The organism is Asticcacaulis biprosthecium C19 (assembly GCF_000204015.1).
GTDB lineage: Bacteria > Pseudomonadota > Alphaproteobacteria > Caulobacterales > Caulobacteraceae > Asticcacaulis > Asticcacaulis biprosthecius.
In genome coordinates, this window is the sequence record NZ_GL883080.1 from 220753 (window position 1) to 241594 (window position 20842).

A 20842-nucleotide genomic window follows, 5' to 3' on the forward strand; every position below is an offset into this window, starting at 1 on the left:
AAAACGTGCGTCCCACTTTTTGGGATGCGCACTGGCTGGTTAATTTCCGGTCTTTATCCTGGTCTTGGGCGGGGCTTTCATGCCATCGCCGAGATGGAAGCTGGGGTGCGGTGGCTGGTTATAGGCCGTGTTCTGCCAGGCAATGGCGGCGCGGTACTGGCCGTCCTGCATCAGGGTAACAAAACCATATGACGTTGGAATCGCCGTTGAGAAGATGCGCAGGGATCGGTTGTCTTCGGCGCGTAGCACGACCTCTTCGCGCCAGTCACCCAGGATATCGCCCGACAGGGTCGGCGTCGCCTTGGTGCCGTTGTTGGAGGTAAAGCCGGTCGCCACCAAAAGCGGTTTGGTCTCCTGAGCCGTCCAGTCCCACTTGGAGATAGTGTTGCCGTCCAGGATCTCACGCAACAGATCGCCGTCCCACCATACGGCGAAGTTCTGCTGGCGCGGGCGGGTTTCGGAGATCACCTGGCCCTTGGCGCTGTACATCTGGCCGCTATTGGAGGCCCAGGCCTCGCTACCCGGGTAGCGAGGGTCGACGTCTATGGCGATGCCGCGGCCGGTGTCCTTGTCAGTCGGGGTCGTCCACAGGACAGCGCCGGTCTTCGCGTCCAGCATGGCGGAGCCTATGCCGCCATTGGCGCGGGGCGATTCGTGAACACCGAAGCGTTCCAGGCCGGGGTGTTCCGGATCGAGGTCACCGACATGCAGGGCGTCGCCGTGGAACAGTTTTGCCGTCCACAGCGGCTGGCCGTTGTCGTCCAGCGCCATCGAGCCGTAGACGATTTCGTCGCGGCCATCCATGTCGACATCGGCTACGCTGAGTTGGTGGTTGCCCTGACCGCCGAAGCCTTCCGGCACGCCGGGCGCCGCCGAATCGAAGGTCCAGCGCTGCGTCAGCTTGCCGTTGCGATAGTCATAGGCGACCAGGGTCGAGCGGCCGTAATAGCCGCGCGCCATGACGGCCGAAGGCAGGTGGCCGTCCAGCCAGGCTACGCCAGCGAGGTAACGTTCTGACCGGTTTCCGTAGCCGTCGCCCCAGATTTCCTTTTGGCGTTCTGGCGTTGCGGTGTCGCCTTCGGGCACGCGGGTCGGCCAGTAGGGAATGGTGTCGACAACCTCTCCTTGACCGTTGAAGACGCTGAGATATTCGGGTCCCGACAGGATGCGGCCCTGGAACTGCGCCATCAGCTTGCCGTCGCGCTGGACCGAGCCGGTGCGGTCACCCTGTTCCAGTTCGCCGTCTTTCGACACCCAGTCGGCGTTGGGATTGCCGATGACCTTGCCGGTGGTGTCGCGGCTGCCGTCGGCAGTTTTGACGACCAGTTCGGCCTTGCCGTCGCCGTCATAGTCGGCAACCATGAACTGGGTGTAGTGTGCGCCGGCGCGGATGTTTTTCCCCAGGTCGATACGCCACAGCTTCTTGCCCTCCAGGGTGTAGGCGTCCAGCAGGACCGGGCCGGTGTAGCCGCCGCGGCTGTTGTCCTGGCTGTTGGTCGGGTCCCATTTCAGGATGATTTCGTAATCGCCGTCGCCGTCCAGGTCGCCGACGCTCGCGTCATTGGCGGTGTAGGTATAGGCTTGGCCATCGGGTGTTGTGCCGCCGGCCGGCAGGTCGAGGGGGATGTCCAGCCAGCCGTTCTCCCACGGCTTGAAGAGTGCGGTCTTCTGGCCGGCTATTTGGATCTGATAGCTGGAGCCCGGTACGCCATCGGGATCTAGCCAGCTGCTGACGCCGGTGACGGTTTTCACCTTCTTGCCGTCGCGCCAGATGTCGAACTTCAGGCTGTCGGCATCGCCAGCCAGCAGGCGCCAGCTTACGAGCACGCCGCCTTCGCCTTTGACGGCGATGGCACCGCGGTCGAGCTTTTCCATGCGGCGCTGGGTGTCGGCTGACGCGGCGCCAGCCAGGGTGGTGGTGGCTGTTGCCAAAAGCAGGGCACGGAACAGGTTTTTTGCGGACATGAAACAGCCTCCCGATATGTGTTGCTGTGTTTAACAGCCTACACCGGGAAATCCGTCACCGAAAAGTCAAATTTGCGCGCAATCGTCCAAATTCGATCAAAATCGATTAAACTGTCGAAGCCTTGAAGCGCCCACGAAGCGGAAAAAACTTAAAGGGGGTCCACAGATTGCACAGATTAAGAGGGATTAAGATCCAATCTGTGTAATCCCTTCTTATCTGCGTCATCTGTGGATTCCCTTTACCTTGGGGCCGCTACGCGGCGGGTGTTAGGATTTCCAAATCGTCTTGCCGCTGCCCGGCAGGCCCATCTCGGCCCATTTGGCGTTCACCCGGTCGATGATCTCCTGCTCCATATAGAGCTTTTCACCCCATTCACGGTGGGTTTCCGGTGGCCACTTGTTGGTGGCGTCCAGGCCGATCTTCGAGCCCAGGCCGCTTTCCGGCGAGGCAAAATCGAGATAGTCGATCGGCGTGTTTTCGACCACGGTGATGTCGCGCGCCGGGTCCATTCGCGTTGACATCGCCCACATGACGTCCTTCCAGTCGCGGGCATTGATGTCATCGTCGACCACGATGATCCATTTGGTGTACATGAACTGACGCAGGTAGGACCACGCCCCCATCATCACCCGCTTGGCGTGGCCGGGATAGGCCTTCTTCATCGAGATGACGGCGATGCGGTAGGAACAGCCTTCGGGCGGTAGCCAGAAGTCGACGATTTCCGGGAACTGCTGCTGTATGAGCGGAATGAAGACCTCGTTCAGCGCTTCGCCCAGCACGGAGGGCTCGTCGGGCGGACGGCCGGTGAAGGTCGACAGATAGATCGGGTTCTTGCGGTGGGTGATGGCCGTCACCTGGAAGACAGGGAACTTTTCGACACTGTTATAATATCCGGTGTGGTCGCCGTACGGGCCTTCATCCTCATAGTCGTCGAGCAGGACGTGGCCTTCGAGGATGATCTCAGCGTGGGCGGGTACCAACAGAGGGACAGTCTTTGCCTGGACAAGTTCGGCTTTTTCGCCGCGCAGCAGACCGGCGAATTGGTATTCGCTCAGCGTGTCGGGGACGGGCGTGACGGCGGCCAGGATCAGGCCGGGATCAGCGCCCAGCACGGCGGCGGCGGGCAGGGGCTCGCGCTTGCCGGAGGTTTTCCAGCGGCGGTGGTGTTGCGCTCCGCCACGGTGGGCCAGCCAGCGCATGATGGTGCGGTCCTTGCCCAGGACCTGCATGCGGTAGATGCCGAGATTGTAGTCGTCTTCGCGCGATTCCGACGGCCCCTTCGTGATAATCAGCGGCCAGGTGATCAGCGGCGCCGGCTCGCCGGGCCAGCAGCCCTGGACCGGCAGTTTGGTCAGGTCGATCTGGTCGCCGGTCAGGACGACCTCCTGCACTGGGGCGGACTTGATCGTCTTGGGCCGCATGCCCATGATGGTCTTGGCCAGCGGCAGCATGTCCCAGGCATCTTTGAGCCCGCGCGGCGGCTGGGGCTGGCGCAGGAAGGCCAGCAGTTCGCCGACTTCGCGCAGGTCGGACGGTTCGGTCCGCTCCTTGCCGTCCAGAGTGACACCCATGGCCACCCGTTTGACATTGCCGAACAGGTTGACCAGCACAGGCATGTTGGATTTCGAGCCGTCGGGGAGGGTGACATTCTCGAACAGCACGGCCGGGCCTTTTTCGGCCAGCAGGCGAAGTTGGATCTCGGTCATTTCGAGATGGGTCGAGACGGGGGTTTTCACCCGAACCAGTTCACCGGCGGCTTCGAGTTTGGCGATAAAGTCGCGCAGGCTTTTGTAGGCGGCCATGGTCATCCTCTTGCGATGGCCGTGACATAGGCCGTTGGCAGCGGTCTGGCAATGGGACTGACGGTCGCACATTAAGGCATTGAAGTTACATGAAAACTCCCTCTCCCCACTTGAGGGGTTTGGCGGAGCCGATGGGGCGGGGGTGAGGGGTTGGTTTGGTTAGCCGAACCTCCTCAACCCCTCACCCGATCGCTTTCGCTGCGCTCAGCTCTCGTCCTCTCCCCTCAAGTGGGGAGAGGAAAGGTGAATTTATTCAATCTTCTACCTGTTGTCCAACTGCGAGCGGACGCTGATCCGGCCGAAGTAGGAGATGCGGTAAGGCGCGCCGTCCTTCGATTCGATCAGGTGGCGCTTTTTCAGCTTTTTGAACACGGCCATCGTGCAGTCGTTGAGCACGTAGCCGTCGCGGTTGAAACAGGTTGCGGTCACCAGACGGCCGTCGTTGTTGCGCTCATGGCGGATATGACCGCCTTGCGCCAGTACGTGCAGAACACGCTGTTCTGCCTTCGAGATATTCATGGGAATTCCGGGATTGAAACCACGACAATCCGCGCTGCGCATCAGCGCGGCGTGCTTGGGGTCTCTTTATGCTTGGTGGCGCAATTTAACCGAAAAGTGCACAGTAGCAGGCGTGGCACTTTTCGGATTGCGCTTCCGGCGAGACCTCAGCGGTTTCGCACAATCTCCGGCATAGGCTTTCCTTAAATGGGACGTCCTCTCTACAACCGACAAAGCCTTTGTCAAGACCGGGCGACGCCTGTTACCTAAGGCATATGGACACGACGGACATCCTGGTTATCGGCGCGCGCACCCTGGTCGGGCGGCGGTTGCGCGAGCTTGTGCCTGACGCAACCTTCACCTCGCGCCAGGACCTCGCTGGGAACAGTCTTTATCTCGATTTGGCGCGGCCCGAGTCGTTTCGTCCTGAGCGAAGGTTCAGCCAGGTTATCGTCACCGCGCCGATATGGCTGGTCAGTGACGCTCTTCTGCGGCATTTGCTATCGCTGGGCATGCGGCGTCTGGTGGTGTTTTCTTCGACCAGCGTCTTCACCAAGGACGTCTCCGACGAGCCAGCCGAACGTGAAGTGGTGCAGCGGTTGCTCGGTGGGGAAGCGCGGGTGACGGCGTTCTGTAAGGCCAGCGGTGTGGCGGGGACAATCCTGCGCCCGACCCTGATCTATGATGAAGGTCTGGACGACAATGTCAGCCGCATCCGCAATCTGATCGAGAAACTGGGTTTCTTTCCGGTTTGCGGCGCGGCGTCCGGGCTGCGTCAGCCGGTCCATGCCCGCGACCTGGCAAGGGCAGCGCTTCAGGTCCCGCCGGCCGAAGCAACCCATGGCAAAAGCTATAACCTGTCGGGCGCTGATAGTCTCAGTTACCGGGACATGGTGGCCAGGGTGTTCGCCGCGACCGGACGCAAGCCAGCGGTGGTGTCGTTGCCGGAGTGGTTATGGCGTGTCGGATTTGGTGTCCTGCAACGGATCCGCCCCGGCCAGGCGCTGAAACAGAACCTGGCCATGGCGCAAAGGATGAACCACGACCTGTGGTTCGACCATGCGTCAGCGGCGCGTGATTTTGGCTATGCACCGGGGCCGTTCAAGCCGGATTTTACAAGCGAAACCTGAACCGGATATAGGTGGATTTGCCCTTCGATTGACGGATCCATTCGTCCTTCTGCTTCAGGCGGCCGGCGCGGGCGTAGAGGTCGACCGCGGCCGCGGCGAAACCATAACCGGCGGGTGTTTCCTCAAGCACCAGACAGTTGTCGAGCTCTCCCCGGTTCCAGCGGCAATGCAGAAGGACACTGCCGACAACCTCGTCTTCCAGGGCCCGAACCGGGTAGGCGTCCTGGGCCAGCAAGCCGAGATAGTCACTGGCGCCGATTTCGGTCATCGTACCGTCGGGTAGGGTAGTTTCCACCGTCCAGGTCCCCAGTGGCGAATTCCACCAGGAAACCTCGTGGGCAGCCAGCCAGTTGCCCTGGAATTCCGGGTGACGCGCCTTCCAGGCTTGCTGTGGAGTGGTCATCAGGTTGGCCCTTGTCGCCGCTTGGACGCTGAGCCAGCGCAGCCGGTTGGATTCCTCGCGATCGGCGGCGACGCCTTGGCCCGTCTCATAGAGTTGCCCCAGAAACCAGGCCGCTTGGGCATTGCTCTGAAGCATGGCCTGACGGTACAGGCCCGCCGCCTGGGCGGGGTCTTTCGGGAGAAACAGGCCGCCTTCGTAAAGCCGGCCCAGCGTGGAGGTGGCAACGGCTTCGCCTTGGGCGGAGGCCTGGCGCAGATGGCCAAGTGCGAGACCGCTGTCGACGGGGGCGCCGTTCCAGCCATAGGCGTGGTTCAGTCCCAGCACCGTTAGCTGTTGCGGATGGTTGGCCATGGCCGGCTTTGCGCAGTAGGGCTCTGCCTGCTCCGGCGCGAATTCGAGCAACGCGCGGCAGACTTGGGACACGGCCGCTGGCCAGTCCTGGTCGGCCGCCCGGCGCTGCCACAGGGCGCCCTTGACGTGGTCCGGTTCGCCCAGGGCGCGGGTGTGATACAGGCTGCCGACGCGGTATTGCGCCTCGGCATTGCCGGCTTGCGCGGCCATGAGCCACCACCGCTCAGCCTCAAAGGCATCGGCCTGGAAATCGTCACGGCCTTCGGCGTAGTAGGTTCCGAGGATGACCATGGCCTGAATGTGGCCGCCCTGCGCCGCGCGCAGATACCATCCGGCGGCGCCCGTGATGCTGTAGTGCCGGGCATACAGGTTACCAAGCAGGTACAGGGCCTCCGCATCTCCGGCGTCCGCCGCCTTTCGCCACCAGGTTTCGGCCTTTTCGTAGTTCTGCCACTTGGCCTTGCCCTCGGCGGCAAGGGCGCGGCCGGCGTAGTCCTGGCCAATCTCACGCCAGCCTATGATGAGGTCGGCCGATGGCGGTGACGTGTCTTTCGCGTGGACATTCGGCGCCGACAGCAGCGCTATTGCCGCCAGACCCAGCCATATACGCTTCATGACAGCCCCTCGCACTCGGGTCAGGTTTCCGACCACACGGCCAGTTCGTTACCTGACGGATCGCTGAAGTGGAAGCGCCGGCCGCCCGGGAAGCTGAAGATCGGCGCGGTGATCACGCCGCCGGCGGCTTCGACCGCCGCCAGTGACGCTTCCAGGTCGTCGCTGTAGAGGATAACCAGCGGTTTGGTGGCATTGTCCTGCGCCTGGAAACCGCCATCCAGCCCGGCGTCGTCCAAAGCGGCATAGGTCGGGCCGTAGTCGATGAATTTCCAGCCGAACGCCTTGCCGTAAAAGGCCTTGTCGGCGTCGGTGCCCGCTGAAGGGAATTCAACGTAGTCGATCTTGTGGTGCTGTTTCACGGACTCATCCTCCACACGCTGGCCGGTTTGACGGCGGCGTCTTCGATATCGGGGTTGGTGACAATGTCGTAGCGGGCAAGCCGTTCGAACCCGCTGGCTGGGAAATAGGTGCGGTGCGGATCGCCGACCCATACGTCACAGCCCTGCGCCAGGCAGCGGCGCAAAAATGTCAGCATGGCATCGGTCATCGGTGCCTCATAGGCAATATCGCCGGCCAGCACGACGTCCACCGGCGGGGGATCGCCGCTCAGCAGGTTGCCGGCGAGGAAGGCCGGCTCGACACTGTTCAAGGCTGCGTTCATGGCCACCGCGGTTTCGGCATAGGGGTCGATATCGTTGCAGATGACGCTTTGGGCGCCATTCAGCGCCGCGGCGATACCGACCAGGCCGGAACCGCAGGCCAGGTCCAGAACGCGGCGGCCCTCGACTGTTTCCGGATGATCGAAGAGGTAGCGCGCCAGAGCCTGGCCGCCCGACCAGGCAAAGGCCCAGAACGGTGGCGCCAGCCGGTCACGCACCATATCGGCCTCGGTCATCAGCCATAGTGGCGTGACCTCGTCGGCCTGGTAGAGGGTGATCTGTGGCAGGCTGGGCACGCTGAGAGCGCGGGTATGGGCGGCAATAAAGCCTCGCCGTTGCTCCGAACTCATCGGGCGATATCGGCATCCGGATCGGGCAGGGCGTTCTCGGCCACCGGGTCGCCGGCAAACTGGTCGGCGAATTCCGGGTTCAATGCGCTTTTCAGCACGTTCTGCGGCACGCGGATCTCATAGGGGCCCTCGGCATAGGCACCGACTTCGGATGGCGCGAACAGGGCGTCGACGGCGCCGATCTTGCCGCTGACGGTCGACGGGATCAGGATTAGCTTGGCGCTGGCAAATTTCGGGCAACCACCACCGAAATCGGCCTGGCTGACCGGCTCTCCGGCGCGTTTGGAGCGCAGGGCTTCGATCTGTTTGCAGGCATAGGCGTCGATATGGGTCATGTCGGCGCCGTTGACGAACAGCTTGCCCGTCGGGATCAGTTCGGACTTCGACTTGTCCCACAGCAGGGCCTGGAAATCGTGGCCAGGATGGGCGCCGCCCTGGAAGTCCTCCATCTCGGAATACAACGACACCAGCTTTTGCGACTGAGCGGCGATCTTCCAGTCGATCTTGCGATAATAGTCAGCCACCGGGAAACCGTCGGCGCTTTGCTCGGCGCGGTCCTTGGCGGCGGTCTTCATGAACGTGACCAGGTCGCCTTCGCCTTCGTTATAGAGAAGCGTGTGCAGTTCCGGATACAATTTGATCGGTTCGGGCAGGGTCATGGTGACCTGAACGCCGGCGTCGGTCGCGGCATAACCCAGCGGGGCGACTGTGGCCGGTGGCTTGTCGCTCGTGGCCTGTTCCTCGGGCTTTTTCTGGCAGGCAAACAGGGCCAGGCAGATCGCCGCCGTCACCCATATACGCTGTTTCGCCACCGACATCATACCCAAACCACCTGCGCCAGAACCAGACTTGCCACCCACAACAGGCCCGTGGTGCGATTGGCTTTGAACAGGCGCAAGGCCAGGTCATTGTCGCCGAGTCGCAGCCGCAGAACTTGCAGGGCAAGATGCCCCGTCACCGCGCAAAGTCCAACAAAAAACAGCGGTCCCGCCTGATGGAACACCGCGCCTGTGGCCGTCAGGACAACCGCCAGGCCATAGAATAGCGAAATTCCGGTTTTTGCATGTCCCCCCATCGCCCGGGCACTGGACTTGACCCCGACAAAGGCGTCGTCTTCGATATCCTGAAGCGCGTAGATGGTGTCATAGCCGATGGTCCACACGATCAGGCCGGCATAGAAGATCCAGGCGGCCAGGGGCACTTCGCCGGCGACCGAGGCCACCGCCATGGGGAAGCCCCAGTTGAAGGTAATGCCCAGCCAGGCCTGCGGCCACCAGGTGATGCGCTTCATGAACGGATAGGCGGCGACCAGGCCCAGTGACACGAAGCCCAGGAGAATGGCCAGGGTGCCCAGTTGCAAAAGGATGCCGAGGCTGATCAGGGAGCAGACGGCCACAAAAAGCAGGGCCTGTTTCGGTTTGATCTGGCCCGACGGGATCGGACGGCCGCGAGTGCGTTCGACCTGGGCGTCGATGTCGCGGTCGACAAAGTCGTTATAGGCGCATCCGGCAGCGCGCATCAGGGCGGCGCCGATTGCGAAGAGCAAAAGCTTGTACCAAGGAAACAGCTCCGGGCGCTGGGTGGCGAAGGCCAGGCCCATGGCACCGGGCAGGAAGAGGAGCCAGATGCCGATCGGGCGGTCGAACCGGCCGAGTCTCAGCCATGGCCGCAGGGCCGGGGGCGCATAGCGGTCGACCCAGTTGCGGGCTGTGGCGTCGGGGAGATGATCGGCAGCATCGGACATGGCGGTTTCATGGGGTGTGCCGCCGGGATTGTCGAGAGGGTTTTAGCATTTCGGGAACTGCATTTTACCCGCCAAGGTTAGTCATCGACCTCTACGACAAGCAATAGATTGTTGGACACATCGATGGCAAGGAAGGCTTCACTTGTTTCATTCGTGGCGTAGAAGTTTCCGGGTCGATTCAGGGCTTGAAGAATATGGTCATAGGCTTGGCGAGCATCTGGGGGCAAATGATTGCCGTTTGTACCAATCCTGTATCCGGAAGGGCGGTGCTGCCAGTTTTCGTCGATGTGCATCGGCGTAGCAAACCATGTCACGCCTCCGATCCCAGGGCCTACTAAGGTCTCTCGATTTGGAGTTGGGTCGTAGGAAAAGAAATCAAGACCGTGTTTCCGGATAGCGTTTGTGGCTTCCTGGTCGAGTTCATATATATAAAAGTATTTGCCAAACCAACCAGGATCAAAGATTACGCGTCTCGCCACTAATGCTTTTGGCAGGAATCTCCTGGCATCAATCAGATACATGTAGTGTCTTAAGGTAAGGGTTCCGATACTTATTGCCGTCGCCCCGACAATTAGCGAGCGGCGACTTAGACCCGTACGTAGCGCAGATGTCTCTGACGGCGACGTCATTGGAGTTTACGCACGCCGCTTGATCAGGTTACTTCGGTCCTTGCGGACTCCGCGCGCCGGGATGACGCGGGCGAACGGGCGCAGGCCGAACAGGGTGTTTTCCATGCCGGTTTCCAGGATGTCGCCGCGCTTGGGCGCCTTTAGGAACAGGTCTTCCATCGGCGTGATGACAAAGATGCCTTCCGGAACATAGACCACGACCAGGCCTTCATTTTTCGGCATGACTTCGGACCAGATCTTGAGCTGATCGTAATAGTGGGGCGTGCGCCAGGCGTCAGGGCGGTCGGGATCAACGTCGACGGCCAGGGTTGTGCCGTTGGGTTCGACGCGCAGGACAAAGCCGCAGATATCCGGCCGCCACAACGCCTTCATATCATCGTGCTTCAGCCACAGGCATTTGAAATCCTGGCAGATTTGCGGGTGGAGCCCCCAGACGCCGCAGCCGCCTTCGGGGCGGGTATGGTTGCAGGCTTGGCCGGCTTTCTTGCCCAGGTCGTCGATATCATAGACCTTGCAGCACAGGGTGCAGGTCCCGCAGACCTTGAGATTGGCGCGTTTGGTCGGCCTTGGCTCATCATTGCCGGCGCTGCGCGTCGTGGCGGTCATTCTGTCACCCGAGAACTTTCTTGTTCAGGAGCGAATCATTGAATGGATAGAGTCAATATTCCGTTACTGGCGGTACGCGTTTTGCGAGTCGTTGAGCGAGATGTACCTAAATATTTTAACCGCGAATGAACCCGAATTTTCTTCGGAACCGGTTCATCCCGCGCGGTTGGAAGTTGGGTTCCGAGCGCCTTCGGCGTTACTTCATTCGCGTCTATTCGCGTTTATTCGCGGTTACAAAACCTTACTTTTCCAGCTTTTTCCGGCCTTCGACGACCTCGTCATAGCTGAACACAATGTCCGGGTCGGGCGGGGAGACCTTCACGGTCAGGTCCGGGCAGCCCAAAGACGTAATAATGTGTCGCAGGATATTCTCACGCGCCTTCTTCTTGCTGTCGGTCGCAATGCAGATCCAGGGGCCATCTTTATGGTGCGTCCGTCTCAGCATTTCGTCGCGGGCCTTCGAATAGTCGCCCCACCGGTCTTGGGCGACGGCATCGAGGTCGCTGACCTTCAGCCGTTTGAGCGGATCGGAGCGGCGGGCGTCCAGGCGCTCCTTTTGTTCGTCGCGCGAAATGTCGAGCCACAGCTTGATCAGCTTGATGCCACTGTCGGTGAGCATGCTTTCAAAGGCGGGGACGTCGCGAAGGAAGGTTTCCTGTTCTTCCAGGGTCGAAAAGCCCATCACCGTTTCGACTCCGGCGCGGTTGTACCAGGACCGGTTATAGATGACCCAGTCGCCGGCCGTGGGCAGGTGGGCGACATAACGCTGGAACCACCAGGCGCCCTTATCGAACTCGGTCGGCTTGGGCAGGGCGACGACGCGCGTCTTGCGCACCGACAGAACTTCGGTGATGCGTTTTATGGCGCCGTCCTTGCCGGCGGCGTCACGGCCTTCGAACACGATGACGGCCTTTTGGCCTTCCTTCATGCTCCAGATCTGCGTGTCGACCAGGGCGACTTGCAGCTTTTCCTGACGGGCGAGGGCCTCTTCGTCATCCCAAACGGACATGGATATCTCCTATTGCGGGAGCAGCCTGCCGTCGTTTGCACGAAAAAATCAAGCTATTCGGCGGCCCTCGACGGAAACCAGGCGCAGATGCGCGGCCTTGACCGTCCGGTGCGGCTCATGCAGCCGCGCTGACACCAGGGTATAGCGGCCCAAACGACCCTGGTGTTTTTCGGTGCGACGCTCAGGGTTTGGTACACACCGACAAAGCGATCGACCTGCCCCTGAAGGTTCATCATGGGACACAGGCAGATCTCAAGGCTGACTGTCTCATTCTGGTACGGTGTTCCGCTGTCGTCTTCGGTCAGCCACGGCGCTGATACGGTCAGGATCAGGGGCTGTTCGCGGTGCAGGCTCCCCTGCAGAGCTGTCTTGACGGTGTCTAAGAAGGGCGAGCGGAAGAGACTGAGGAATGAGGTGTCTTTCAATTCATAGCCGTGTACCGCCACCAGGAAACCACCCGACAGGCGAAAGCGGTAGGCGGCATCGGAGGTCGAGATCATGATCATCTGCGGGATCAGGCTTTTCAGGCGCGCCGGGTCGAAGCGGTCGCGCGCCGGCGCCTTGTCGGGCCGGGTCTGCAGGCCGCGCCAATAGCTGAGGAATGAAACTGTGCTGGAATGGGGCACTCTCGTCTCCTTGTGGCTTCGCAGACGCAATTTTGCGGCCGTGGAGGCGCCTCGCGCGGGGATTTTTGTGGATTCCTTTAAGAGAACGGCAAGTTTGGAGCGGTATGGTTCTTGCTTGCCGGGCTAGAAAGCCAAACAGGAGCGTTCTATGCGCGCAGTCATCAAGAAATTCGCCTTTGCCGTCTTAAGCCTCGGAATGCTGGCCATGGCCGGTGCGGCCGCCGCCGGCTGCAACAGCGGCTGCGCCCCGCCGCCCCCGGCCAAGCCGCCCCATAACCCCAAGCCCCCGCATGTTCCGTGCGGCGGTGGTGGCTGTGGCGGTGGCGGTCATCACGGGGGGAACAATGGCGGCGGCAAAACCAATGTCAACGTCAATGTCAATGTGAAAGCCACGGCCACCGCTTCGGGTTCGGGCTCTGGCTCCGGCAGCGGCGCGGTTTATGGCGGTGGTTACGGTAACTGGTCACAGACCCCGGGCTATCCCCAGGCGCTCGGCCTGAACGTCGAGACCGGCGCCGCGGCGGCCCGTCTGGAAGCCTATACCGAGCAACAGACTTTCACGAAGACGACGGTTATCCGCGCCACCTGCATCGACGATCGCGGCGCGCCGCATCCGGCGTCGCAGGTTTTCGGTGAGCGTGATATCCGCAACGAATACCGCGGTGAAATCTTCCGCTGCATTGCCGGCACCAAGCTGCAATGGGTCTATGCCGACTATAATGGCGAGATCTCCTTCGATCACGGCATGTCGAACGACTGCCGCAAGGGCGACGCCCTGTGGTTCGAAGAAGGCCGCCTGACCTGCCGTCCGCAAACACAGCAGCGCAACTGTAACGAACGTTCGCTGCTGCGTCGGTTCGGCGTCGGTGTGAAGATCCTGACCCTGACACGCACTGAAACCATCACCAAGCAGCGCGAAGTCGCCGTGGCGCGTGAAGCCTCGTCGTCCAGCTATATGGTTTTCGACGGTGGTGTCGGCGGGTTTGTTCAGTAACCGCGCTCAAGCAGCGAAGCGGTAGCGCAGGTAAAGCCCCGCGCTCAAGCAGCGAAGCGGTAGCGCAAGTTACACCCCCAAAAAGTAGCGTGTATCAACTTGAAACCCCGCCGGTCGCCCGGCGGGGTTTTTTGCGATACCTCCCCACGCAAAGGGGCGTTGGGAGGTATCAGGGAGCCTACTGCGCCTTCTCGGCCGGTTTGATTTGGATCGTCAGCATCTTGTCCAGGTCGAGATAGGTCACAGCCAGCGTTTGCAAATCCGCCGCTGTCAGGCCGGTTACCTGCTCGCGACGGGTGCGGATCGCCTCCAGCCGGCGCGGATCGCTCATCGTTCCCGGCAGGACCTGGCTCCAGTAGCCATTGGTTTTCCATTGGTTTTCCAGCCGGTCCAGAACCGGTTTGCGTGCCCGCAGCAGTTCGTCCTCGCCGATCGGATTGGCCTTGATATCAGTGACGATGGTTTTCAGCGCCTCGGCGAACGGTTGGGAATCCTCCGGCTTCACCTCGGCGGCGATGCTGACATAGCCATAGCCGGTAAAGGCGTTCGAGGCCGTGCTGCTGGCATTGGGGCTGTAGGCGAGTGCCTTCTTTTCGCGGACCTCGTCGGTCAGCCGCAGCGACAGGACGTCAGCCAGGATTTCGAGGCCGCGCGCCCGCCGCGTATCGCTGAAGAAGTCGCCGGTCGGGAAGGCGAAATAGGTCAGGCCCTGATCGGGGCGGCCGCCATGTTCGAAGACCTGGTTCAGGTTGCTGGCCGGGAACTTCACAGTGTCCGAATCCTTCGGTTCCGGCGTGGCCGTTCGCGGTTTCAGGGTGGCGAAGGTTGCCGCGATCTGCGCCTTGGCCTGCTCTTCGGTAACGTCGCCGACAATGGTGATTTCGATCGGCTGGGTCTTGAGCTGGGTGTCGATCAGCGACTTGACCTGGTCATTGGTGGTGGCCAGGAACTCATCCTGCGACGGGATGCCGAAGCGCGAATCGCCCGAATGCAGCACGCGTTCGGCATTCATCTGGAACACACCCCCCGGTGTCGAGGCCAGCGACGTGTAATAGTTTGGCACGAAAGCCTTCAACCGCTCCCACGCGTCGGCACGATAGGCGGAATCGGTGGTGAAGGCCATCAGCACCTGCATCTGCAGGGCGAAGTCTTCACGCGTTGTGCCGCCGCGCAGGGTGGTGGCGTCTTCGCCCAGATCGAAATCGATGCCATAGATGCGGCCGGTCAGGCTGTCCTTGATTTCGGCCGCGGTCAGTTGACCCAGACCGCCTTCGGACAGACCGTGAGCGGATGCCTGGAAGATCGGCGGGCGGGCAGCCGGCGACAGGGAGTCGAGACCGCCGGCAAAGCGGATGGTGATGCCGATCTCATCGTCCTTGAACTTCGTCGACTTGATGGTCGCCTTGACACCGTTGGCATAGGTCAGTTGGACAACGCCGAGGTCAGCGACTTCCTCGCGTTTGACGATCGCTGACGGTATGCCGAATTCGGTATAGGGCCATGGCTTGGTGGCGTGGGCCTCGGCGGCGGTCAGTTGCACCGACCGGACGGCCTCGTAAGACGCGGTAATCGCCGCCTTGTCGAAATCGCCGAGGGTTTCGGCGCTGCGCCAGATGATGGGGCCGTCACCGGCGAACAGAGGCTTGATGCCCGCATTGACGAGGTCGAGCGTCATCTTCGGCTTCAGCTTGAGATAGAAGTCGTAGTCCTGCTGCGGCGAGGTGAAGACCTGGCCCTGATGCACCGAGCCGGCGATGGCGTCGGCCAGGTCGCGGGTGTTGCGGGTGGCCGCCCCTTGCGCTGCGGCCTTGAAGCCGGCGTCAAGGTCGGCCAGAACCCGGTCCAGCTCCGGCTGGGTGGCGCCGTACAGTTCGTACTGGCGCAGGAGGGTATAGGCCTGTTCGAAGGCGGCCTTGGCCTGGCCCGGCTTGGGAGTAACCGCCAACTGGGTGACCTTGGCGGTATATTTCATGTCATCAACACCGATACCGGCGGCGGCGAAGGCGGATTCCGGCAGCTTGGCCTGGCGCTCGAAACGTTCGTTCAGGATCGAGGCACGGATCATGTCGGCAAAGTCGTCGGCGGCGCTGCCATAGGTCTGGTAGGTATCCGCATAGGGTTTGGCCCAGGTCACGGTCATGCCGTCGCGCAGACCCTTTTCGCTGTAGGTATCAACGACGACGCCCTTGGTCTTGTAGGCGCCGAAGTCGGTCTGGCGCAGCGCGCCAGGCGTGGCAGGCTGCCAGTCGGAGAACTTGGCCTTGATCTTGGCTTCGATGGCGTCGACGTCGAAATCGCCGACAGCGACGAGGGTCGCCTGTTCGGGACGATAGAAGGCAGTATAGAAGTCGACAAAGGCGTCGCGCGGCGCGCCGCTGATGATTTCGGGCGTGCCGATCGGCAGGCGCGAGGCGTATTTCTGGCCGGGGAAGGCTGCGGCCGTCCACTTCTTGTAGTTGTTCAGGCCCGGACTGTTACGCGCGCGTTCTTCACCCAGGATGACGCCGCGTTCGGCATCGACAGCCTTGGCGTCCAGCAGCAGATTGCCGGCGGCTTCGCGCAGCAGGAAGATGCCGGTGTCGATATCGTCCTCGGCCACCTTGGGGAGGTCGAGTTGGTACACGGTCTCGTCGAAATTGGTGTAGGCGTTGGTGTCCGGACCAAACTCCAGGCCGTGGCGCTGCAGGATCTTGATCATCTCGCCTTCGGGTACGTTCTTTGAACCGTTGAAGGCCATGTGCTCCAGGAAGTGGGCCAGGCCCAGTTGCTGGTCGCTTTCCATCATCGAGCCGGCATTGATGCGCAGCCGTAAAGACGCTGTCGCCGGCGGCGTGGCGTTCTTCATGATGACATAGGTCATGCCGTTGGGCAGCTTGCCGAAGCGGGCCGTCGGGTCGGGCTTGATGTCGGAGTGGTTGTGCGCGAAATCGACGCCCTTGGTCGGGTCGATGGTCCTGACCGCGGCGGCCGGTTCGGCGGCATAGACCATCGAAAGCGGCGTCAGGGCGGTGGTGGCCATGGCCACGGCGATAAAGGTCGAGATCAGGGTCTTGCGCGACATGAAAAAGGCTCCGCAGGTCAATCTGCGGAGCCTTACGCAAGTTTGCGCCTTTATAAAGGTCAAATCTGCAAGGTTACAGTTTGTTAATTACCGCTGCCGGTGGCGTAGTAGGTGGCGCTGTTGCCGGTGGCACGGGCGGTCGAGACGATCGAGCGGCCGCGAGCGACATTGGCGATCGCGTTGGCCGAGACGTCGGAATTGTTGACCTGGTTGTTGTTGACCCCGACATCGGCGCCGCATTCGGCACAGGCATAGCCCAGTGACTGGTTGCCGACGGCGTCGGCGGCCAGGTAGGCGTCGTAGCCAACGGCGCCTTCGAACGAGGCCGTGGCATCAACCCCGCCCGACGAAAGCTGATTGTTGTCGAGACGCAGATAGATGTCATTGTTGCCAGCGGCGCTATTGTTGCCGATGGCAACGGCGGTGGCGTGGGCTTCGCCGTATTGATAGGCTTCGGTCACCGCCTGAGCCTGGACGGCGCCGGACTGGATCTGGTGGTTGTCGACGACCAGGGACCCGCCGTCGTTCTGGATGTCGTTGTTGTTGCCCGTGGCGACGCCCTTGGTGGCGACGATCCACATATTGCCGCCAAAGACTTCCGAACGCGCCTGGGTAAAGCCCGACTGCTCCTGGACGACAGTGTGCTCCTGCGAGCCGCGGTCATCGCTGTAGGAACCGTGGTAGTTGCCGGTCGCTTCCGCCGTATAGACGTTGGGGGAGGGCGAGTATTCGATGATGGTCGAGACATTGGCCCGGGCATCGCTCGACGAGGTCTGCCAGGCTGCAACGTTCAGCCGGCCATTGGTGACCTGCCAGGCGCTGTGGTTGACAATGGCGCGGGCATCGCCCTGGCCGCTGACATAGATGGCGTTGTTCGGCGCGGTGATGTGCGTCGTGGCCTTGACGGATTCGGCCGTCGCAGTCTGGTGGGTTTGCGCGGTCGTGTCGCCGTTGGTGGCGACCCATGAGCCGTAATTGCCGATACCCTGGCTGACGGCATAGAGCGGCGTGCCCAGCGACAGATATTCGTCGGTGGTGTTCTGGCCGTTGATGGCGACCTCGCCGGCGACATTGCCGCGCACAGTCTGACGGCTGGCGACCGTAGCGTCGACCGCTTCATTGCCGCCGTGCAGTTGGTTGCCGGTGGCGTAGGCTTCGGCCTTGGTCAGTCCGTCGTTCTGGACGACATTCAGGGTCTGGCCGGCGAAGACGTCGCCGTTCGAGTCCTGAAGGTTGTCGATGTATTCTTGCGAGAAACTAGTAGCGGGAGCCGCTACGGCTGCCGCGGCTGCGGCTGCCAGAAGAAACTTCCGTCCAGCGGTTCGGGTCAGCGCGCGTACCGGCATTGTTGCTCTCCAGATTGTCATAAGCCGGGGTCAGGCCACCCGTGGCGCCCAGCGTGTCATTGTAAAGGAAGTCGTTGCGGGCATCGAGGCAGACCTCGGGGCCTGATACGCCGTACAGATTGGCCATGAATTCCAGCGTTGCACGCTCGATCATGGCGCGGACGGCCAGTTGCATCGGTTCCAGGGCGCCCTGGCCGCCGGAAATGTCGAACAGGTTGCCGTTCAGGATATCAAAGACGCCGGCCTTCACTTCGCGGCCGACGATCTGCTTTTGGTACGAGATGACATCCACGACTTCGAGGGTGCGGGTGTCGACCAGGCGCAGGTCCAGGGCGGCATTCATGACATAGGTGCGGCCGTAGAACAGGCCCTTGACGCCGGCATCGGCGACTTCGCCGGCATAGGCATCGACGCCCGAGGAGCGGATGTTGTAGTTCAGTTCGGTGATGCCGCCGACGATGAAGAAGTCGGAACCGGCGACCTGGCCGGCCATGATCTTGCGGTAGTCAACCGGTTGGGTCGGATTGGCCTGCGGCGCGTCGGTGATCAGCTTGTTGTTGGAGTATTTCAGCTCCATTTCACCGACCGAGGTATCAAAGCGTTCGACCTGACGGGCGCCAGCCTTGGCCAGGGCTGTCATGGTCATCAGCGAAGCACCCTGGGTGATTTCGCGGCCGCCTTCCAGCGATACCTTGCCGGTGTAATCCGAGATCCGGCCGACGGCCAGACGCGGGCTGGCCAGGCGGTTCTGACGGGCATAGGAACCCAGGCAGACCAGAGCGTCGGAATAGGCCGTCGGGTTGGCGGTAACCGGCGCGGCGCCGATCGGCTGCTTGTAATTGCCGGCCGAGTTGACACCCGGGGTCGTCATACAGCCGGTCAGGGCAACGCTCATGGCGGCCAGGCTGACCAGGGCGAGGGCGAGCTTCTTGCCCGGTTTCTTGTGCATTGTGTTAGCCATTAGAAGTTCACCTGTCCGGTTATGTCATTGGTGGTCGTGCCGGTCGGCGCCGTGGCCGAGCTGCTGCCGTTGTTGGCCGTCACGTTACCGTTGTTGACCTGATTGGAGTGGACGATCACCGTGTTGTGGTTGCCGTTGACGATGACCTGAAGATTGTTGCCGATGGCGGTGGCGCCGCCGCGTCCGCCAGCCCCGGCATAGGTGTCGCCGGCGCCCAGGGTCTTGGAATAGGAGAAAACGCTCTGGTCGCTGCCGGTCAGGATAGACCCATCCAGCAGGACACGGTTACCGTTGGCATCGCGCGTCGAAGGATCGACGCCGTGCTGCATCTGGTTACGGCCGATGCCATAGCCGGTTTCGAAGGCCGCCTTCTTGGTCGACATGTTCTGCGCCAGGGCCGGCGAGGCCACAAGCGCAATCCCGGCAAGGGCAAGGACGGCGGCTTTAGTTAACGACATGGCAGACTCCGAAGCTTATGCCTGTTTCGCCGACTGGGTGTCGGGTGATACAGTCCACTGAGCAAATCAGGTGCCAATGTGGTTCAGAACCATAAAGATTGGGTATATTTCCACCAAAATGGCATGTTAAATTCTGTTTTTGCTGGAAAAACTGGGATTTCGGCCCGGCGCGGGCAGTGTGAAAAAAGCGCGGCAGGCGTGGGGCGTGGCCGTTTTGACGCAGGTTTCACCGGACAGGCGTATCAAAATACGACAAATGGCGTGCAGCCCTTGGCAAAATATCTCCTGACGGGGCATATGGGAGAAGAGGAGTAGCCACAGATCGATATGCACGAGACACCGACCAAAGAGCCGATATTCAACGCGCCGATCCTGGCCTTTCTAATCCCTGCCGTCATTATTGCGCTTTATGCCCTGCAGCGGGCCATGGGCCCGCAGTTGGAAGACGCCTTACTCAACAGCTTCGCCCTGAGTTCCCCGCTGTTGCGCCAGGGGCAGTACGAACTGCTTGTTACCTACCAGTTCCTGCACGGCAGTTGGAGCCATGTCCTGTTCAACGCCGTCTTCTGCCTGGCCTTTGCGACGCCGCTGACGCGTGCGGTTGGGAGGGGGCTGGGCGCGCTACTATCCTATCTCGCCTTCTTTCTTATATGTGGGGCGGTGGCAGGTCTGGGGCATTGTCTTTTGAACTGGCGTGACCCCGCGGCCATCATCGGCGCATCGGGCGCTGTTTCCGGAATTATTGCCGCGGCCATGCGCCTGCGTGGCGACGGACGGCTGAATGGCTTCCTTAGCAAACGGGTCGTGGGCATGACCGTCATCTATATAGGTGTCAATGCCGCGTCCGCGCTGGTGCCTCTGACACCTGGAGCCGGCGGTGTCCTGGTGGCGTGGCAGGCACATATTGTGGGGTACATTGCAGGCCTGGTGCTGATCGAGCCCTGGCTGCGGCTGTTCCATCGGCGATACTTCACGCTGAATTGAAGTATCTTCTGTCCGTCTTTATTGCATTTTTATCCGTCTCGCGAGACGCTCTCCCTCCGGCTATGCCGGCATAAAAACATCCAGATGGGAGGGTGAGATGCTGATCAATCAGCTATTGAATACCAAAGGCCGTCAAGTTTTCACTGTGACCCCCGACGATACGCTGTCGGCGGTTGCGGCGCTTCTCTATACCCGCAAGGTTGGCGCCTTCGTGGTGACTGACCGTGTGGATCGCGTCATAGGCATTATATCCGAGCGCGATATCATTCGCGCCATTGCCCAATCCGGACCAGAGTCGCTGACGCAACCCGTCAACAAGTTCATGACCAAGGATGTTGTTTCGGCGCATCTGGGTGAAACGGTCGAGACGCTGCTAAGCCGCATGACCGATCGCCGTATCCGGCACCTGCCGGTGATGGAAGGGGTGCGTCTGGTCGGAATCATCTCGATCGGCGACCTGGTCAAGGCGCGCATTGCGGCATCCGAACATGAGGCCGAGACGCTGAAGGCCTATATTACGGCGGGATAGCGCATTCTGATACCTCCCTGCGCCGCTTTGCGCGGGGAGGGGGACCGCCTGAAGCCGTAACGAAGTGAAGGTGAAGGTGGTGGTGGGGCGACTTACTTTTGGGCCACTAGACTCGGTCTTG

At 61.4% G+C, this 20842-nt stretch carries 21 protein-coding genes; 5 read left to right on the plus strand and 16 right to left on the minus strand.

Annotated features, from left to right (window positions below):
- Positions 1-39: 39 nt before the first annotated feature.
- The 3 genes from ABI_RS19545 to ABI_RS19555 all read right to left on the minus strand — a co-directional run bounded on the left by ABI_RS19545 (position 40) and on the right by ABI_RS19555 (position 4287).
- Positions 40-1965: a rhamnogalacturonan lyase gene (locus ABI_RS19545; RefSeq protein ID WP_040309757.1), complete on the minus strand. Its 1926-nt coding sequence runs from the start codon at positions 1963-1965 to the stop codon at positions 40-42.
- 267 nt (positions 1966-2232) lie between these two features.
- Complete coding sequence (locus ABI_RS19550) at positions 2233-3768, minus strand: UbiD family decarboxylase (RefSeq protein WP_040309758.1); 1536 nt, start codon at positions 3766-3768, stop codon at positions 2233-2235.
- A 261-nt stretch (positions 3769-4029) separates the two neighbouring features.
- Positions 4030-4287 (minus strand): YjhX family toxin, encoded by a 258-nt coding sequence (locus ABI_RS19555; RefSeq protein WP_006274801.1) that lies wholly within the window; start codon positions 4285-4287, stop codon positions 4030-4032.
- A 254-nt stretch (positions 4288-4541) separates the two neighbouring features.
- On the opposite strand from ABI_RS19555, the gene ABI_RS19560 reads away from it, so the two are divergent.
- The gene (locus ABI_RS19560; protein WP_006274802.1) at positions 4542-5396 is read left to right on the plus strand and encodes an NAD-dependent epimerase/dehydratase family protein; all 855 of its coding nucleotides are present in this window, start codon (positions 4542-4544) and stop codon (positions 5394-5396) included.
- On the opposite strand, the gene ABI_RS19565 is transcribed toward ABI_RS19560, so the two are convergent.
- From ABI_RS19565 to ABI_RS19605, 9 genes are all read right to left on the minus strand, one after another.
- A complete protein-coding gene (locus tag ABI_RS19565) occupies positions 5380-6765 on the minus strand; it encodes a tetratricopeptide repeat protein (RefSeq protein ID WP_006274803.1) in 1386 nt (461 codons plus the stop codon). The two genes, ABI_RS19560 and ABI_RS19565, sit on opposite strands and share 17 nt — an antisense overlap.
- 20 nt (positions 6766-6785) lie before the next feature.
- Complete coding sequence (locus ABI_RS19570) at positions 6786-7124, minus strand: VOC family protein (RefSeq protein WP_006274804.1); 339 nt, start codon at positions 7122-7124, stop codon at positions 6786-6788.
- A complete protein-coding gene (locus ABI_RS19575) occupies positions 7121-7774 on the minus strand; it encodes a class I SAM-dependent methyltransferase (RefSeq protein ID WP_006274805.1) in 654 nt (217 codons plus the stop codon). Before ABI_RS19575 ends, ABI_RS19570 begins: the two co-directional genes overlap by 4 nt.
- Positions 7771-8595, minus strand: coding sequence for a PdaC/SigV domain-containing protein (locus tag ABI_RS19580; protein WP_006274806.1), 825 nt, complete (start codon positions 8593-8595; stop codon positions 7771-7773). The genes ABI_RS19575 and ABI_RS19580 overlap by 4 nt, the downstream gene beginning before the upstream one ends.
- The gene (ubiA, locus tag ABI_RS19585) at positions 8592-9518 is read right to left on the minus strand and encodes a 4-hydroxybenzoate octaprenyltransferase (RefSeq protein ID WP_006274807.1); all 927 of its coding nucleotides are present in this window, start codon (positions 9516-9518) and stop codon (positions 8592-8594) included. Before ubiA ends, ABI_RS19580 begins: the two co-directional genes overlap by 4 nt.
- Before the next feature lie 77 nt (positions 9519-9595).
- Complete coding sequence (locus tag ABI_RS19590) at positions 9596-10039, minus strand: hypothetical protein (RefSeq protein WP_040309759.1); 444 nt, start codon at positions 10037-10039, stop codon at positions 9596-9598.
- Positions 10040-10153: 114 nt separating this feature from the next.
- Positions 10154-10753 (minus strand): hypothetical protein, encoded by a 600-nt coding sequence (locus ABI_RS19595; RefSeq protein WP_040309760.1) that lies wholly within the window; start codon positions 10751-10753, stop codon positions 10154-10156.
- Positions 10754-10994: 241 nt separating this feature from the next.
- Positions 10995-11762 (minus strand): polyphosphate kinase 2, encoded by a 768-nt coding sequence (ppk2, locus tag ABI_RS19600; protein ID WP_006274809.1) that lies wholly within the window; start codon positions 11760-11762, stop codon positions 10995-10997.
- Between the two features lie 53 nt (positions 11763-11815).
- A complete protein-coding gene (locus tag ABI_RS19605) occupies positions 11816-12388 on the minus strand; it encodes a PAS domain-containing protein (protein ID WP_006274810.1) in 573 nt (190 codons plus the stop codon).
- 148 nt (positions 12389-12536) lie between these two features.
- Here ABI_RS19605 and ABI_RS19610 point away from each other — a divergent pair, with 148 nt between their 5' ends.
- Positions 12537-13382 carry a hypothetical protein gene (locus ABI_RS19610; RefSeq protein ID WP_006274811.1) on the plus strand — a complete coding sequence of 282 codons (846 nt, stop codon included), beginning with the start codon at positions 12537-12539 and terminating at the stop codon, positions 13380-13382.
- Between the two features lie 178 nt (positions 13383-13560).
- On the opposite strand, the gene ABI_RS19615 is transcribed toward ABI_RS19610, so the two are convergent.
- From ABI_RS19615 to hfaA, 4 genes are all read right to left on the minus strand, one after another.
- Positions 13561-16443, minus strand: coding sequence for a M16 family metallopeptidase (locus tag ABI_RS19615; protein ID WP_006274812.1), 2883 nt, complete (start codon positions 16441-16443; stop codon positions 13561-13563).
- An 83-nt stretch (positions 16444-16526) separates the two neighbouring features.
- Positions 16527-17789 carry a holdfast anchor protein HfaD gene (gene hfaD / locus ABI_RS19620; RefSeq protein ID WP_157139020.1) on the minus strand — a complete coding sequence of 421 codons (1263 nt, stop codon included), beginning with the start codon at positions 17787-17789 and terminating at the stop codon, positions 16527-16529.
- Positions 17701-18750, minus strand: coding sequence for a holdfast anchoring protein HfaB (gene hfaB / locus ABI_RS19625; protein ID WP_280959749.1), 1050 nt, complete (start codon positions 18748-18750; stop codon positions 17701-17703). Before hfaB ends, hfaD begins: the two co-directional genes overlap by 89 nt.
- Positions 18750-19208: a holdfast anchoring protein HfaA gene (gene hfaA / locus ABI_RS19630; RefSeq protein WP_006274815.1), complete on the minus strand. Its 459-nt coding sequence runs from the start codon at positions 19206-19208 to the stop codon at positions 18750-18752. Before hfaA ends, hfaB begins: the two co-directional genes overlap by 1 nt.
- Before the next feature lie 78 nt (positions 19209-19286).
- On the opposite strand from hfaA, the gene ABI_RS25410 reads away from it, so the two are divergent.
- The 3 genes from ABI_RS25410 (at position 19287) to ABI_RS19640 (ending at position 20721) form a co-directional block, all read left to right on the plus strand.
- Complete coding sequence (locus tag ABI_RS25410) at positions 19287-19523, plus strand: hypothetical protein (protein ID WP_157139021.1); 237 nt, start codon at positions 19287-19289, stop codon at positions 19521-19523.
- Positions 19524-19535: 12 nt separating this feature from the next.
- Entirely contained in the window at positions 19536-20192 is a 657-nt protein-coding gene (locus ABI_RS19635) for a rhomboid family intramembrane serine protease (RefSeq protein ID WP_006274817.1), read from the plus strand.
- A gap of 97 nt (positions 20193-20289) precedes the next feature.
- Positions 20290-20721: a CBS domain-containing protein gene (locus tag ABI_RS19640; protein ID WP_006274818.1), complete on the plus strand. Its 432-nt coding sequence runs from the start codon at positions 20290-20292 to the stop codon at positions 20719-20721.
- Positions 20722-20842: the final 121 nt, after the last annotated feature.

What these genes read in the sequence shown, in the direction of transcription:
- ubiA (WP_006274807.1), bottom strand. Translation starts at nt 9,518, where the DNA reads ATGTCCGATGCTGCCGATCATCTCCCCGACGCCACAGCCCGCAACTGG.
- ABI_RS19590 (WP_040309759.1), bottom strand. Translation starts at nt 10,039, where the DNA reads ATGTATCTGATTGATGCCAGGAGATTCCTGCCAAAAGCATTAGTGGCG.
- ABI_RS19560 (WP_006274802.1), top strand. Translation starts at nt 4,542, where the DNA reads ATGGACACGACGGACATCCTGGTTATCGGCGCGCGCACCCTGGTCGGG.
- ppk2 (WP_006274809.1), bottom strand. Translation starts at nt 11,762, where the DNA reads ATGTCCGTTTGGGATGACGAAGAGGCCCTCGCCCGTCAGGAAAAGCTG.
- ABI_RS19615 (WP_006274812.1), bottom strand. Translation starts at nt 16,443, where the DNA reads ATGTCGCGCAAGACCCTGATCTCGACCTTTATCGCCGTGGCCATGGCC.
- ABI_RS19575 (WP_006274805.1), bottom strand. Translation starts at nt 7,774, where the DNA reads ATGAGTTCGGAGCAACGGCGAGGCTTTATTGCCGCCCATACCCGCGCT.
- ABI_RS19550 (WP_040309758.1), bottom strand. Translation starts at nt 3,768, where the DNA reads ATGGCCGCCTACAAAAGCCTGCGCGACTTTATCGCCAAACTCGAAGCC.
- hfaB (WP_280959749.1), bottom strand. Translation starts at nt 18,750, where the DNA reads ATGGCTAACACAATGCACAAGAAACCGGGCAAGAAGCTCGCCCTCGCC.
- ABI_RS19595 (WP_040309760.1), bottom strand. Translation starts at nt 10,753, where the DNA reads ATGACCGCCACGACGCGCAGCGCCGGCAATGATGAGCCAAGGCCGACC.
- hfaD (WP_157139020.1), bottom strand. Translation starts at nt 17,789, where the DNA reads ATGCCGGTACGCGCGCTGACCCGAACCGCTGGACGGAAGTTTCTTCTG.
- hfaA (WP_006274815.1), bottom strand. Translation starts at nt 19,208, where the DNA reads ATGTCGTTAACTAAAGCCGCCGTCCTTGCCCTTGCCGGGATTGCGCTT.
- ABI_RS19640 (WP_006274818.1), top strand. Translation starts at nt 20,290, where the DNA reads ATGCTGATCAATCAGCTATTGAATACCAAAGGCCGTCAAGTTTTCACT.
- ABI_RS19635 (WP_006274817.1), top strand. Translation starts at nt 19,536, where the DNA reads ATGCACGAGACACCGACCAAAGAGCCGATATTCAACGCGCCGATCCTG.
- ABI_RS19580 (WP_006274806.1), bottom strand. Translation starts at nt 8,595, where the DNA reads ATGATGTCGGTGGCGAAACAGCGTATATGGGTGACGGCGGCGATCTGC.
- ABI_RS19555 (WP_006274801.1), bottom strand. Translation starts at nt 4,287, where the DNA reads ATGAATATCTCGAAGGCAGAACAGCGTGTTCTGCACGTACTGGCGCAA.
- ABI_RS19565 (WP_006274803.1), bottom strand. Translation starts at nt 6,765, where the DNA reads ATGAAGCGTATATGGCTGGGTCTGGCGGCAATAGCGCTGCTGTCGGCG.
- ABI_RS19545 (WP_040309757.1), bottom strand. Translation starts at nt 1,965, where the DNA reads ATGTCCGCAAAAAACCTGTTCCGTGCCCTGCTTTTGGCAACAGCCACC.
- ABI_RS19610 (WP_006274811.1), top strand. Translation starts at nt 12,537, where the DNA reads ATGCGCGCAGTCATCAAGAAATTCGCCTTTGCCGTCTTAAGCCTCGGA.